Genomic DNA, 14233 nt, shown 5'->3' on the forward strand with positions numbered 1-14233 from the left:
GGCCGGATACATCGGGCAAGCGCCAGGCGCCTGCGTTACGGGGAAACTGCGTGAAAACTGCGCGAGTCAATTATCCCTAAAACATGGCCGACCTTCCGTATTCGGAAGGTTTTTTGGACATGCGTGCGCGCGCAATGGAAATGCGAAAACGCGCTATCGCGTGCAACGTCGGCCAAATGGGTCGCTTAACGTGCGATCGACGCAAAAACGCCGGCGCGAAGGCCGGCGTTCCCGACAGGCGGAAAAGGTGTTCTAGCGTGACGCCGTCTGCGTCTCGGCGGCCTGATCGTTCCAGACGACGCGATTATTCACCGCGTACAGCCGGCACGGATCGGCGCTCTGCTTCTGGCAGCTCGCGATGGCGACGGCCATCGGATCGTCGCCGCCTTCGGCCCACGACCACGCGCCCGAATCGGACACGGCGAACGCGCGGCTCGAATACTGCGAAAGGAAGTTGCGATAACCGGCGCGGCCGTTTTCATCGACGAACGGCACGGCCTGCACGGAATCGAGGTCCGCGAAGTGCGTCGCGTTCGGCATGCGCGGCTCGGCCACCTGATATTGCACGGCGGTCGGCATGCCGATCTGCGCGAGGAAGGCCTTCACGCGCGGCCACCAGATCTGCACGCCGTCGCGGTCGCCGACGAGCCGATGCGCGTCGTTCTTGTAGCTGCCGAAATCGACCATGTTGGCGCGCGCGCCGTGCGCGGTGAACGCGGTGTACATCTGCGCGGACAAGTCGCCGTCCCAGACCGAATCGTTGTCGCCGTAGAGCCACAGCGACGGCAGGCGCACGTTCTGCCCGTAATCGCCGAACGCGTTGACGAGATTCTTCCGCCAGTCGCCGCATTCGTCCTGACGCAGCCCGCCCGAGAAATTGATGAGACCGCGCACGCCGGGCGCCGCGACGGCATCGCGCGCGCCGTAGGCGATGGTCGTCAAACCGCCGTGCGACGTGCCCGCGACGACGATATGCGTCTTGTCGACATACGCTTGCTGGCTCATATAGGCGATGGTCGCGGCGACGTCCTGCGCTTGCGCGAACCCGTTCGCCTCGACGTCGCAGCCGTGGCCGGTGTAATCGCCGCCCGAGCCCGCGAAGCCGCGCCGGTTCGGCACGACGACGACATACCCGTGGCGCACGAATTCACGCGCGAGCGCGACCGGGCGATTGCGCGGTTGCGCGTGCGAATCGCCGGGGAGCTTGCCGTGATTGAAGACGATCATCGGGAACGGGCCGGCGCCGTCCGGCTTGAACACGGTGGTTTCGAGCGAGATGTCGGCTTCGGGAATCTCGATGACGCTTTCGTTCAGTCCGATCGCGACGACGGGCAGGCCGGCATCGAGCGAATCGGGAATCTGCGAGAGCGTCTGGCCGAATGCGGGCGCCTGCAGACCTTCGGATTGACGCACGCCGCCGACCGGTTCGGCACGCACGGCGGACGTGACGAGCGATGCCGCGAGCGCGCACACCATGCTGCATCCGACCAACCAGGTTCTGATCGCCATCCGTGAACTCCGACTGCGCTTCCAAAGGACGTTGATACGGCGAGCCCGGAACGTCTTTTTGAAGTCACAAACCTATCGCGCTGCTCGATGAGAGCAGTATCGGCTGCGGGTTCCGGGAGTCATGCCCTGAAAAGGCATGACAATTGGCTTCAAAACGGGGCTTCGCTGCGAGTGTCCGGGCACGGGAATGACAGCGCCCTGACGTGAACACAGATTAACCGTTCAAAATTGCACTGCACAATAAGAGAAACCCCGTAACTGTTTAATCTGTAAGGAAATTCTTAGGAAATTAATACCGCGTGCCACAGCATATTTCTTAAAGGAATATTTAGTTTTCTTTAATCCGACCATCGACATAGATCCAGTTTCCGGCGCTGTCTCGAGTGAAGCGGCTGGCTTCGTGCAAACGATGCGCGCGCCCGCCGACCTTGTAGCGCGCGACGAACTCGACTTCCTCGTGATTCGCGTCGGTCGGCGTGTGGCGTTTGATCTGCAAGCCGAGCCAGCGCGTGCCGGCGTCGGAGGCGTCGAGATCGGGCGGGCAGGTCGCTTCGGCCCAGGTCGCGCGCAGATACGCGGTGTCGCCGAGCACGTAGGCGGTGTAGCGCGAGCGCATCAGTTCCATTGCGTTCGCGGGCTTTTCGCCGCCTTCGATGAATCGTCCGCAACACGCGTCGTAACGCGGCGCGCGCGCGTCAGGCCGCTGGCCGGGCGCGGCGCCGCCGCACGGACATTCCACGAACTTCATTGATCGACACCCGGCATGACGACATGGCGCGGCTGGCTGCGCACGCGTTCGAGCCACGCGCGGATCGCCGGATAGCGCGACAGATCGAGATTCGCCTGATCCGCGACATGCGTGTACGCATACAGCGCGATATCGGCGACGGTGTAGCGCTCGCCGACTAAAAACGTGCGCGTCGACAAATGCCGTTCCATCACGTCGAGCGCGCGATACGAACCGGCGATCTTCTCCGGCAGACGCGCGTCGCCGGGATTCTTCTGAAACTGCAGGATGAAGCGCGCCACCGCGACATACGGCTCGTGGCTGTACTGCTCGAAGAACATCCACTGAAGCACTTGCGCGCGTTCGAGCCGGTCGTCGGGCATGAGCGGCGTGCCGTCGGCGAGATAGCAGAGAATCGCGTCCGATTCGGAGAGCGTCGTGTTCTCGTCGATGACGAGCACCGGCACCTTGCCGTTCGGATTCAGCTTTTTGAATTCGTCGGTGCGCGTTGCGCCGTTCATCATGTCGACTTCGTGCCAGACATAAGGCTGGCCGAGCTGTTCGAGGACGAGGCGAACCTTGTGACAGTTGCCCGATGCCGAAACGCCGTGTACCTGATAGGTCACATTCACTCCTTGTTCACCATTCGATCTTCGTGCCGTCGTACTGCACGAAAGTCCCGTTGAATTCCTCGCGCAGCGCGCCCGCTTCGGCGATCACCGCGCGCATGCCGGCGACGCTGCGCGCGACGTCGATCGCCGCCGATGGCCCGCCCATTTCCGTGCGAACCCAGCCCGGATGCAGCGCGATGCACGCCGAATGCCGCGATTCCAGCGACGCCACCTTCAGCGCAGAATTGAGCGCCGCCTTGCTCGCGCGATACAGCCAGCCGGTCGTGCCGCTCGTCTCGGCGATGCTGCCCATCTTGCTCGACACGACCGCGAGCACGCCGTTCGCGGCGTCGGTTAGCGGCAGGAGCACGGGAATCAGTTGCATCGGACCACGCACGTTGGTGTGCATGACCTGATCGAAGTCCTCCGCGCCGATCGTCTCGACGCCTTCGGTGCGCGGTCCATACACGCCCGACACGACGATCGCGACATTCAGCTTTTCCTCGTCCAGTTGCCAGGCGAGCGCGGCGATCTGCTCGGGCTGCGTGACGTCGAGCGGGAAGGTTTGCGCACCCATCGCGTCGAGCGCGGAGAGCGAGGTTTTATCGCGGGCCGTGGCGAGCACGCGCCAGCCGTCGCGACAATATTCGCGTGCGAATTCGTGGCCGAGGCCGCGCGACGCGCCGACGATCAGAACCGTTTTCATGAGCGACATGTTCCTTGTGTGAACAGACTTCGTGAATATAACGCGCGACCCGCTGTCGCGGATCGCCGTTCGGCCTTTCGGCTATCGTTGTGCGCTTTCAAACAGCAGGACCGGAAAGATGATGCAAACCGATGTCGTGATCGTCGGCGCGGGGCCGGCGGGCTTGTGTCTCGCGAACGCGCTGAGCGGCGCGGGTTTGTCGATCGTGTTCGTCGAGCAGCAAAGCCACGACGCGCTGCGCGAGCCCGCCTTCGACGGCCGCGAGATCGCGTTGACGCAGAAATCCGTCGCGTTTCTCAAGACGCTCGGCGTGTGGGAGCGCATCGACGCGCACGCGAAATCGCAGTTGGCCGATGCGCGCGTTTTCAACGGATCGTCGCCGTTCGCGATGAAAATCGGTCATGCGCTTTCCGGTCACGACGAGCTCGGTTGGCTCGTGTCGAATCATCTGATCCGGCGCGCCGCGTTCGAAGCAGTGAGCGCGGACGTCCGCATCATGACGTCCGAACGCGTGACCGACCTCGATACCGACGCATGTGGCGCGCGCGTGCGGCTCGAAAGCGGCGAGACGATCGCGGCGCGGCTCGTCGTCGCGGCGGACAGCCGGTTCTCCGCGACGCGCCGCATGATGGGCATCGCCGCCGACATGCACGATTTCGGCAAGTCGATGTTGGTCTGCTGCATGACGCACGACGTGCCCCACGATCACGCGGCGTGGGAATGGTTCGGCCACCGGCAGACGCTCGCGCTCTTGCCGATGAATCCCGATCCGGAGACGGGCGCGCATCGGTCGTCGGTCGTGGTGACGCTCGAGGCGCGCGACATCGAGCGCCTGAGCAAGCTCGACGAGGATGCGTTCAACCGCGAGATCGAACGCCGCTTCGAGCGCAGACTCGGAACGATGGCGCTGCGCACGACGCGGCATGTTTATCCGCTGGTGTCGGTTTATCCGAAGCGCTTCGTGGCGAAGCGTTTTGCGACGGTCGGCGATGCGGCGGTCGGCATGCATCCGGTCACGGCGCACGGGTTCAACTTCGGGCTGGCCGGCATCGAGACGCTCACGCGCGCGATTCGCGACGCGCAGGCGGCGGGGCTCGACATCGCCGGCGATGGGCTGCTCGCGCGATATGAAGCGAAGCATCGGCAGGAAACGCGGCCGCTTTATCTGATCACGCGATTCATCACGGAGGTTTATACGCGCGACTCGCTGCCGGCACGGATCGCGCGCGATGCGATGCTGCGGATCGGAGAGAAGCTGACGCCGTTCAAGCGGGCCGTGGCGATGTCGCTGACGGGGTGAGTGAGATTTCGCTTATTTCGTTTGGATGACTAGTCGTGCTTATTGAATTCGATAGAGTGACGACTGTCGCAACATCGATAAGGAGCCGAGCATGTTCAAGATCATCAAGGCCGAGTTACCTTGGAATATAACCGCCGAGGAGATTCGCGAATACGCGGAACAGGCTGCCATCCGTCGCAAGCTCGAGATCGAAAGCCGCAAAGGGACGGCCGAGGAATACATCGACAGTCCCGAGTACAACAGCCGTTTCATCGATCATCTGCTGAACTTTCCGAAACTCGACGTGGAGGACGACTTCTTCGATCGTCATCCGAAACGAGGAGCCTCCGATGTATCTGGCTGATACGAACGTGATCAGTGAAACGAGACTCGAAGAACGCGCCAATGAAGGCGTTCGCGTGTTCTTCCGGCAAGCCAAGCTCGATAAGAGATGCGTTCATCTCTCCGTCGTGACTGTCGCGGAACTTCGACAGGGCGTTGAGCGGGTGCGCCGAAGAGGCGATAAACGGCAGGCCGAAAAGCTCGAATCGTGGGTGAACAACGTCCTGCGAGAATACGACACGAGAATCCTGCCGGCGGGCAAGGAGATCGGCAGGCTATGGGGAAACCTGCGCGCGCCGCACCCTGAACCCGCTTTGGACAAGCTCATAAGCGCAACGGCCATTTTCCACGGATTGACGGTGGTCACGCGCAACGTCAGAGACTTCGAGCGAATGGGCGTCGAGATGCTGAATCCCTTCGAATAGGAATGAATGCGGCCCGGCTCGCGCCGGACCGGCCCGGAACACTCAAACCAACTCCACCCCCATCGCCGTCGCCTCCCCACCGCCGATACACAAGCTCGCCACCCCGCGCTTCAGCCCACGCGCCTTCAACGCACCGAGCAGCGTCACAAGAATCCGCGCGCCCGACGCACCGATCGGATGCCCGAGCGCGCACGCGCCGCCGTTCACATTGACCTTGTCATGCGGCAGATCGTGCTCACGCATCGCGGCCATCGTCACGACGGCGAACGCTTCGTTGATTTCATACAGATCGACATCGCCCGCGCGCCAGCCGTTTTTCTCGAAGAGCTTGCTGATCGCGCCGACGGGCGCCGTCGTGAACAAGGCCGGTTGTTGCGCGAACGTGCTGTGTCCGGCGATACGCGCGATCGGCGTGACGCCGAGCCGCATCGCGGTCGATTCGCGCATCATCACGAGCGCCGCCGCGCCATCGGAAATCGACGACGAATTCGCGGCCGTCACCGTGCCGTCCTTCGCGAACGCGGGCTTGAGCGACGGAATCTTCTCGATGTTCGCCTTGAACGGCTGCTCGTCGCGCCCGATCACCGTATCGCCCTTCCTGCCCTGTACCGTCACGGGCGCGATTTCCCAGTCGAACGAGCCATCGTCGTTCGCTCGCTGCGCGCGCCGCAGCGATTCGACCGCGAACGCATCCTGCGACTCGCGCGAGAACGCATACGACGAAGCGCATTGCTCCGCGAACGCGCCCATCAGACGGCCTTTTTCGTAAGCGTCTTCGAGGCCGTCGAGGAACATGTGATCGAGAACCTGACCGTGACCCATGCGCATGCCGCCGCGCGCTTTCGGCAGCAGATACGGCGCGTTCGTCATGCTTTCCATTCCGCCCGCGACGATCACGTCGACCGATCCGGCCAGCAGCATGTCGTGCGCGAACATCGCCGCGCGCATGCCCGAGCCGCACATCTTGTTGATCGTCGTGCAGCCGGTGGATAGCGGCAAGCCCGCGCCGAGCGCCGCCTGACGCGCGGGCGCCTGACCCTGACCGGCGGGCAGCACGCAGCCCATGATGGCTTCGTCGATCTGCTCGGGTTTTAATCCCGCGCGTTCGACCGCCGCCTTCACCGCAGCAGCGCCAACCTGCGGCGCGGTCAGCGACGCGAAATCGCCCTGAAACGCGGCCATCGGCGTGCGCGCCGCCGACACGATGACGATCGGATCGTTCCTTGTCTCACTCATGTTTCAGCTCCTTGATGACGCCCTTGATCACGTCGGGAACGTCGCCCAAGCGTTCGGCAAGTGCCGCATCTGACGCGAGGACATCGTTTTCCGCGGAATGCGCGCCGCTGCGAGTCATCGCGGCAACGCACGACTGATAAACCGGATCGATCTCGGCCGGTGCGCCGATCATCATGCCCATGTTGCGCAGGCGGCCGTCGTGCACGCCGTAGGTCCAGCCGTGCACGGTGAGCTCCTGTCCGCGCGCCCATGCGTCCTGTACGACGGTCGTGCGGCAGACGTTGATGGTCTGCTCGATCGTGTTCAGCTCCACGAGACGGCGATGGCGCGCGTCGCCCATCGGCCATTCGTCGAGCAGCGCGCCGTGCTTTTCGCGCACGTCTTCGACATGGCGCAGCCAGTTATCGGCGAGACCGACGCGCCGCCCGACGAGCGCCGCGCCCACGCCCGAGCAGCCGTAATGGCCGACGACCATGATGTGCTTCACCTTCAGCAGATCGACGGCGAACTGGATCACCGACAGACAATTGAGATCGGAGTGCACGACGACGTTCGCGATGTTTCTGTGCACGAAGACTTCGCCCGGCGGCAAGCCGATGATCTCGTTGGCCGGCACGCGCGAGTCCGCGCAGCCGATCCACAGATATTCGGGCGTCTGCTGATGCGCGAGGCGCTCGAAGAAAGCGGCGTCTTCGGCGAGCTTGCGTTCGACCCATTCCTGATTGTTTGCGAACAGGTGAGCAAGCGGCGTTTTATCGTCAATGTGTTTCATGTTCGAAAGTCAAAAGCCGGACCGCGCGCTTCACGCGGCGCGCGCGTCCGATCGGCCGGGCTCGTCGAAACGCTCCGGGTAACGGATGCAGAATCGGACGTCCCGGTCATAGGGAAAGAAATCGGCGAGTTCGCCGCGCAGCAGTTGTTCCTTGTGATGCTGCCAGAACGCGGGATCGAAAAAATCCGCGTGATGACGCATGAACGCTTCGCGCACGCGCGGATCGCCGAGCAAAAATGTGCCGTACGTTTCGGGAAAGATATCGTGCGGCCCGACGGTATACCACGGTTCGACGGACAGCTCGTCCTCTTCCGTGCGCGGCGCAGGGACGCGGCGCACGTTGCAATCGGTCAGATACTCGATTTCATCGTAGTCGTAGAACACCACGCGACCGTGCCGCGTCACGCCGAAGTTCTTGTACAGCATGTCGCCGGGGAAGATGTTCGCCTGAATCAGCTGTTTGATCGCGTCGCCATATTCCTTGATGCCGTGATCGACGTCGTCGGCGTTGCCGTTCTGCAGGAAGAGATTGAGCGGCACCATGCGGCGCTCGATATACACATGCCGGATGACGAGCTTGTCGCCTTCGTATTCGATCATCGAAGGCGCTTCCTTTTCGAGTTCGCGGATGAGCGCGTCGTCGAGGCGCGCGACCGGCAGCGCGACGCTCGAATATTCGAGCGTATCGGCCATTCGGCCAACGCGATCGTGCCGCTTCACGAGCTGATACTTGTCCTGAATCTTCTGCCGCGTGGTTTCCTTCGGCGGCGGAAACGCGTCCTTGATGAGCTTGAACACGTAAGGAAACGACGGCAGCGTGAAGACGATCATCACGAGTCCCTTGATGCCCGGCGCGACGATGAACTTATCGCTCGAATGCGACAGATGATGCAGCAAGTCGCGATAGAAATCGTTCTTGCCCTGCTTCTGCAAACCGACCGACGTATAGATTTCGGCCTTCGGCTTGCGCGGCATGATCGTGCTCAGAAATTGCACGAACGCCGACGGCACTTCCATATCGACGAGAAAGTACGAATGCGAGAAGCTGAAGATGATGAGCACCTGCTCGCGCGAGAGCAGCACGGTATCGAGCGCGAGCAAGCCGGGCTTCGTATGCCGGATCGCGATGGCGAAGGGCAGCAGCGCATCGCCGTTGATGATCCGCCCGACGACATACGCCGCCTTGTTGCGAAAGAACAGCGACGAAAGCACATGAATCTGAAAGTTCGGCGCCGGCGTGATATCGCCGAAGGCTTCGCGCAGCGCCTGCATCACGCATTGCACGTCGCGCGGCAAATCCTCGAACGGCGGTTCCAACTGAAAGTTCGTGACGATGCGTTCGAGCGTCGCGGCGAGGCCGTCCTTTTCCGGGTAATACGCGCGATACGTCGGCTTTGCGGCGGGCTCGTCGTTCTCGATGTATTCCGTCGAAATGGCCGGCCGCACAAAGATGAAGTCATTGTTGAAGTACGAGCGATGCAGGATCTTGCAGCACACGGAATTGAAGAACGTTTCCGCGCATTCCGGCTGACGATGCGTCGTCAGCAAGCCGATGTAATGCAGCTTGATCTGCTGCCACACGTCGTCCTCGATATTCTCCGCGTCGTATTCGTCTTCGAGCGCCGTCACGCATTCCGTGACGCGATCGTCATACGACGCGATGCGATCGCGCGCCAGTTGTTGCAACGCGAGCCAGTCGCCGCGCTCGAATAGCTCCTTCGCCTTGATCGCGGCTTCGCGGAACACGCGGTAATGATGCTCGAAGCCTTCGAGTATCGTCTTGGCGACATCGAAGCCGATTTGCGACGAGAGCAGCTTGGGGAAATGATTCATATCGACCCTGCGCTTCCTGTGCGGGCGTCACGCGTTATGCCGCTTTGGGTTTGCGTGCACGCTTTTCCGCGCCCGCCGCGAGCAGCGCGCGGCCCTGTTCCTCATACGCGGAAAGTTCGGCGAGCGTCGTGTTCAAGTCTTCGAGCTGACGCTGCAGCACTTCGCGATGCGCCGCGATCGTATCGACGAAAGCCTGTAGCTGCGTCGCGGTGCCGGTAGGTGAGTCATACAGATCGAGCAGCGTGCGGATTTCCGACAGCGTGAAACCGAGCCGCTTGCCGCGCAGCGTGAGCTTGAGGCGCGTGCGATCGCGCGCCGAATACACACGCCGCAGGCCGTTCGAGCCTTCGCGCTTCGGCGCGAGCAGCCCCTGATCTTCGTAAAAGCGAATGGCGCGCGGCGTAATGTCGAACTCGCGCGCCAGTTCGGTGATCGTGTAATGCGTCGGTTGGGTCATTGCCGGCCGGCAGCGCAAATGCGCGCGCAACGTTAGAATGGACGTTTACGTTATCGTCAACTTGGCCAAATTGCAACGCGGCGCAAACCCGGAGACAGGCACCGAATGAACGCACTCGAACACCAGCTCGACTATGTTTTCGCGGACCGGCTGCCCGAATCGGGCGGCGTCATGGAAGTGGCGCCGGGCGTGTTCTGGCTGCGCATGCCGCTGCCGTTCGCGCTCGATCACATCAATCTGTGGCTGCTCGCCGATGAAATCGACGGTGTAAAAGGCTGGACCGTCGTCGATTGCGGCATTTCGAGCGATACGATCCGCGCGAACTGGGAGCGCGTGTTCGATTCCGTGCTCGATGGAAAGCCGGTGCTGCGTGTGATCGTCACGCATTGTCATCCGGATCATCTGGGACTTGCCGACTGGATCTGCACGGGCGGCGACAAGAATCGATGGAACGTGCGCCTGTGGATGTCGCTCGGCGAATACGCGATGGGCCGCGTGATGGCCGCCGGCGACGGCTCGAACGCGGGCGGCGAGCGCGCGGCGGCGCATTTCGCGGCGCACGGCCTGTCCGACGAAGCGTCGCTCGATGCGCTGCGCAAGCGCGATAGCTATTACCCGACGCTCGTGCCGTCGATTCCGGCGGAATATCGGCGTATCCGCGATGGCGATGTCATGCGTATCGGCGCGCGCAATTGGGAAGTGGTGTCGGGCTACGGCCATTCGCCGGAGCACAGCGCGCTTTTCTGCGCCGCCGACAAGTTGCTCATTTCCGGCGACATGGTGTTGCCGCGCATTTCGACAAACGTGTCGGTGTTCGCGGTCGAGCCGGAAGGCAATCCGCTTGCGCTGTATCTGGAATCGCTCGGCCGCTACGAAACCATGCCCGCCGATACGCTCGCGCTGCCCTCACACGGCAAGCCGTTTCGCGGCGTGCAAACGCGCATCGGGCAATTGCGCGAGCATCATCGCGCGCGGCTGGCGGAAGTGCGCGACGCGTGCGCTCAAAAGCCATGCAGCGCCGCAGACATCGTCCCTATCATGTTCAAGCGCAAGCTCGATATCCATCAGATGACGTTCGCGCTCGGCGAAGCGCTCGCGCATCTGAACCTGCTTTGGCTCGATGGCACGCTGAAACGTCAGACCGGCGCTGACGGCGTGATCCGCTTCACGCCGGCCTGACTTCGCTTACTGCACGGAAACAGCGCCGAAATTCACGCGCCCGAACGGACTCACGTTATAGCCGCTGACGTTCGCGCGCGTGAGCGCCGCCGCCGTCGGATAGACGAGCGGAATCCACAGCGCCTGATCGTGGATGATCTTCTGCGCGTCGACATACGACTTCGTGCGTTTGGCGACATCGGCGGTCGACTTGCCATCGGCGATGAGCTTGTCCAGTTGCGGATCGCAATAGCGCGCGAAGTTGATGCCTGACTTCACCGCGTTGCAACTGAAAAGCGGCGACATGTAGTTGTCCGGGTCGCCGTTGTCGCCGGCCCAGCCCATGAACAGCATGTCGTGCTGACCCTGCTTCGCCTGCTTGATGAGTTCGCCCCATTCGATCACTTTCACCTGCGCCTTCACGCCGATTTTCGCGAGATCGGCTTGCAGCAATTCCGCGCCCGCCTTCGGATTCGGATTGAGCACGCTGCCGTTCGGGCGTACCCAGATCGTCGTGTCGAAACCGTTCGGAAAGCCCGCATCGGCGAGCAGCTTCTTCGCATCGGCGGATGAATATTTGTACGCCTCGATGCTCTTGTCGTAACTCCACGTATTCGGCGGATACGGATTCACCGCTTGCGTCGCCGTGTTGTCGAACACGGTCTTCATGTAGGTCGTGCGATCGAAGGCCATGTTGATCGCCTGACGCACCTTCGGATTGTCGAGCGGCTTCTTCTGCGTGTTGAGCGCGACGAACGCCGTCATGAACGCGGGCGCTTCGCTCACCTTCAGCGACTTGTCCTTCTTCGCGTCGATGACGTCCTGCGGCTTCGGCGACAGCGCGATCTGGCATTCGCCCGCCTTGATCTTCTGCGCGCGCACGGCGGCGTCGGGCGTGATCGCGTAGATCAGCCGGTCGATCTTCGGTTTCGCGCCCCAGTACGACGGATTCACGTCGTAGCGGATGACCGAATCTTTCGTGTAGCTCTTCAGCACGAACGGGCCGGTGCCGATCGGCTTGCTGTTCAGATCGACCCGCTGGTTCGCCTTCAGCAGCTTGTCCGCATATTCGGCCGAATAGATCGATGCGAAGCCCATCGTGAGGATCGGCACGAAGGTCGCGTTCGGCTCGTTGAGCTCGAACTTCACGGTATGGTCATCGACTTTCGATACGGCCTTGATGAGCTTCACGAGGCCCATCGACTGCGCGTGCGGAAAGCCGCTCGCGCCAGCGATCTTGTGCCACGGATTGTCGTCCGAGAGCATGCGCGAGAACGTGAACACGACGTCGTCGGCACTGAGCGGGCGCGTCGGCTTGAAGTAATCGGTCGTCTGAAACTGAACGTTCGGACGCAGATGGAATGTGTACGTGAGCCCGTCGCTCGTCACGTCCCACTTTTCCGCGAGCGAGGGCACGACCTTCTTCGCGGCTTCGTCGTAGGAGACGAGCGTATTGAAGATGACATCCGCCGATGCGTTGGTCGTTACGAGCGAATTGAATTGCACGACATCGAAGCCGTCCGGGCTCGATTCGGTGCAGACGGTGAGCGGCTTGGACATCGCGAGCATCGGCGCGGCGAGCATGGCCATCGCGGCGGCCGCGGCGAAGAGTTTCAGACGCATGAGATCTCCCGTGATCTTCATTTTTGTTCGTGGATGAGCTTGAGCACGCGCAGCAAGCGACGCGCCCGGCGCGGCCAGATTAGCGGATGCATCCGTCGACGACAACGATCCGATCGGCATACGCTTATTCCGCGGGTTGCCGAAACGGGGCGCATCGGGCTAAACTTGCGCCTTCTTTGGGGAGTAGCCTTCCTTCGCGAGCGAAGGAGAACGCGTCAACATCCTCGGCCCTGCTGCCGTGGCGCGTTCGACCGGAACGGTTTGGCGAGACCATCGATGCGCTATGTCGTTCCTGGCCGGACGGCGCGTGGCGCATCGTGGTTCGCTCGACGTCCGGCCGTGGAATCATCGTGTCCCCACAACTACAACATCCCCGTTTCCCGCGCACGCTCGCGCACCCGTCGCATGTTTCGATGCGAGGTGCCGCATGACGATGCTCTTTCTCGAACTCGCGCTGATGCTCGCGATCATCCTGGTCGCGGCGGAGCTATTCACGAATGCGCTCGAACATCTCGGCGAACGGCTCGGCATTTCCGAAGGCGTGACCGGATCGCTGTTCGCGGCGGTCGGCACGGCATTGCCCGAGACGACGGTGCCGATCATCGCGCTGCTCGGCGGCACGACGAGCCGTGCGGTCAACGAAGAGATCGGCGTCGGCGCGATTCTCGGCGCGCCGCTTATGCTCGCGACGCTTTCGACGTGTCTGATGACGTTCGCGATCCTCAAGTCGCGCGGCATGAGCGGGCGCATCGTGCCGGAGCGCAGCGGCTTCGTGCGCGATCTGAACTTCTTTCTGGTCGCGTTTCTCATCGCGTGCGCCGCGATGTTCGTGCCGCATCACGCGTGGCAAGTGCGCGCGTTGTTCGCGGTCGGGCTCGTCGCGCTCTATATCGTTTATGTGATTTCGACATTCAAGGCTTCGGCGAAGCTCGTCGAGGGCGGACACGGAACGGAAGCGCCCGAGGCCTTGTTCGCTTCGCGTCTCGGTTTGAAAACGTCGCTCGGCACGATCATGCTGCAGTTTTTCTTCGGCATCGCGCTGCTCGTCGGCGGCGCGAAGGGCTTCATTCACGGCGTCGAGGGCGTGTCGCATGCGCTGGGAATTTCGGCGCTGCTGCTGTCGCTCATCATCATTCCGATCGCGACGGAACTGCCCGAGAAAGTGAACAGCATTCTGTGGGCGCGCCGAGGAAAGGACACGCTCGCGTTCGGCAACATCACCGGCGCGATGGTGTTTCAAGGGACGTTGCTGCCGGCCATCGGCATCATGCTGACGCCGTGGGAGCCGCGTATCGAAGTGCTGACGGGCGTGCTCATCACGCTCGCGGCGGCGGCGTGGCTGCGCTTCAATGCGAAGGAGAACGGCGTCGTGCTGTGGGCGCTGCTCGGCAACGGCGTGCTGTACGCGGCCTATCTCGCGTTGACGCTCGGGCGCTGACAAAGCTGCGGCACAAAGAAGAATGCCCGCGCGAGGCGGGCATCGAAGAGCGAAGCAGCGCGCCGAGAAAACCGGCACGTCGTTCTTGTTGTTCTTATAGGGGTTATCGGCACGTGC

At 62.4% G+C, this 14233-nt stretch carries 14 protein-coding genes and 1 riboswitch; of the genes, 5 read left to right on the plus strand and 9 right to left on the minus strand.

The genetic code is table 11. The annotated features are described in order from the left end of the window. Positions 1-252 precede the first annotated feature (252 nt). From NCS03_RS01000 to NCS03_RS01015, 4 genes are all read right to left on the minus strand, one after another. Positions 253-1509: a dienelactone hydrolase family protein gene (locus tag NCS03_RS01000; protein WP_034470383.1), complete on the minus strand. Its 1257-nt coding sequence runs from the start codon at positions 1507-1509 to the stop codon at positions 253-255. A gap of 328 nt (positions 1510-1837) precedes the next feature. Further along, positions 1838-2257, minus strand: coding sequence for a YchJ family protein (locus NCS03_RS01005; RefSeq protein WP_250528654.1), 420 nt, complete (start codon positions 2255-2257; stop codon positions 1838-1840). Then, positions 2254-2862: a glutathione S-transferase family protein gene (locus NCS03_RS31225; protein ID WP_008351936.1), complete on the minus strand. Its 609-nt coding sequence runs from the start codon at positions 2860-2862 to the stop codon at positions 2254-2256. The genes NCS03_RS01005 and NCS03_RS31225 overlap by 4 nt, the downstream gene beginning before the upstream one ends. A 13-nt stretch (positions 2863-2875) precedes the next feature. Continuing rightward, entirely contained in the window at positions 2876-3553 is a 678-nt protein-coding gene (locus tag NCS03_RS01015; protein ID WP_008351935.1) for an SDR family oxidoreductase, read from the minus strand. Between the two features lie 118 nt (positions 3554-3671). On the opposite strand from NCS03_RS01015, the gene ubiM reads away from it, so the two are divergent. From ubiM to NCS03_RS01030, 3 genes are all read left to right on the plus strand, one after another. Beyond that, positions 3672-4853, plus strand: a complete 1182-nt coding sequence (gene ubiM, locus NCS03_RS01020; RefSeq protein WP_250528655.1) for a 5-demethoxyubiquinol-8 5-hydroxylase UbiM — start codon at positions 3672-3674, stop codon at positions 4851-4853. A 91-nt stretch (positions 4854-4944) separates the two neighbouring features. Next, positions 4945-5196, plus strand: a complete 252-nt coding sequence (locus NCS03_RS01025; RefSeq protein WP_250438849.1) for a hypothetical protein — start codon at positions 4945-4947, stop codon at positions 5194-5196. After that, positions 5183-5599, plus strand: coding sequence for a type II toxin-antitoxin system VapC family toxin (locus NCS03_RS01030; RefSeq protein WP_250528656.1), 417 nt, complete (start codon positions 5183-5185; stop codon positions 5597-5599). The genes NCS03_RS01025 and NCS03_RS01030 overlap by 14 nt, the downstream gene beginning before the upstream one ends. A gap of 42 nt (positions 5600-5641) precedes the next feature. Here NCS03_RS01030 and NCS03_RS01035 read toward each other — a convergent pair whose 3' ends face one another. Genes NCS03_RS01035 through NCS03_RS01050 form a run of 4 tightly spaced genes read right to left on the minus strand, consistent with a single transcriptional unit; the run spans position 5642 to position 9897 of the window. After that, positions 5642-6835, minus strand: a complete 1194-nt coding sequence (locus tag NCS03_RS01035; RefSeq protein WP_008351928.1) for an acetyl-CoA C-acetyltransferase — start codon at positions 6833-6835, stop codon at positions 5642-5644. Then, positions 6828-7607 carry a carbonate dehydratase gene (gene can / locus NCS03_RS01040; protein WP_250528657.1) on the minus strand — a complete coding sequence of 260 codons (780 nt, stop codon included), beginning with the start codon at positions 7605-7607 and terminating at the stop codon, positions 6828-6830. Before can ends, NCS03_RS01035 begins: the two co-directional genes overlap by 8 nt. A 30-nt stretch (positions 7608-7637) precedes the next feature. After that, positions 7638-9440: a bifunctional isocitrate dehydrogenase kinase/phosphatase gene (gene aceK / locus NCS03_RS01045; RefSeq protein ID WP_250528658.1), complete on the minus strand. Its 1803-nt coding sequence runs from the start codon at positions 9438-9440 to the stop codon at positions 7638-7640. Between the two features lie 34 nt (positions 9441-9474). Further along, positions 9475-9897: a MerR family transcriptional regulator gene (locus NCS03_RS01050; protein ID WP_008351922.1), complete on the minus strand. Its 423-nt coding sequence runs from the start codon at positions 9895-9897 to the stop codon at positions 9475-9477. A gap of 105 nt (positions 9898-10002) precedes the next feature. On the opposite strand from NCS03_RS01050, the gene NCS03_RS01055 reads away from it, so the two are divergent. Continuing rightward, on the plus strand, positions 10003-11076 hold the full coding sequence (locus NCS03_RS01055) for an MBL fold metallo-hydrolase (protein ID WP_008351918.1): 1074 nt from the start codon (positions 10003-10005) through the stop codon (positions 11074-11076). 6 nt (positions 11077-11082) lie between these two features. On the opposite strand, the gene NCS03_RS01060 is transcribed toward NCS03_RS01055, so the two are convergent. Beyond that, positions 11083-12678 carry an ABC transporter substrate-binding protein gene (locus NCS03_RS01060; RefSeq protein WP_250528740.1) on the minus strand — a complete coding sequence of 532 codons (1596 nt, stop codon included), beginning with the start codon at positions 12676-12678 and terminating at the stop codon, positions 11083-11085. A gap of 163 nt (positions 12679-12841) precedes the next feature. Beyond that, a riboswitch (yybP-ykoY riboswitch) is annotated at positions 12842-13017 on the plus strand. Between the two features lie 88 nt (positions 13018-13105). Here NCS03_RS01060 and NCS03_RS01065 point away from each other — a divergent pair. Further along, complete coding sequence (locus NCS03_RS01065; RefSeq protein ID WP_250528659.1) at positions 13106-14116, plus strand: sodium:calcium antiporter; 1011 nt, start codon at positions 13106-13108, stop codon at positions 14114-14116. The last annotated feature ends 117 nt before the right edge of the window (positions 14117-14233 follow it).

The organism is Caballeronia sp. ATUFL_F1_KS4A (genome assembly GCF_023630905.1).
GTDB lineage: Bacteria > Pseudomonadota > Gammaproteobacteria > Burkholderiales > Burkholderiaceae > Caballeronia > Caballeronia zhejiangensis.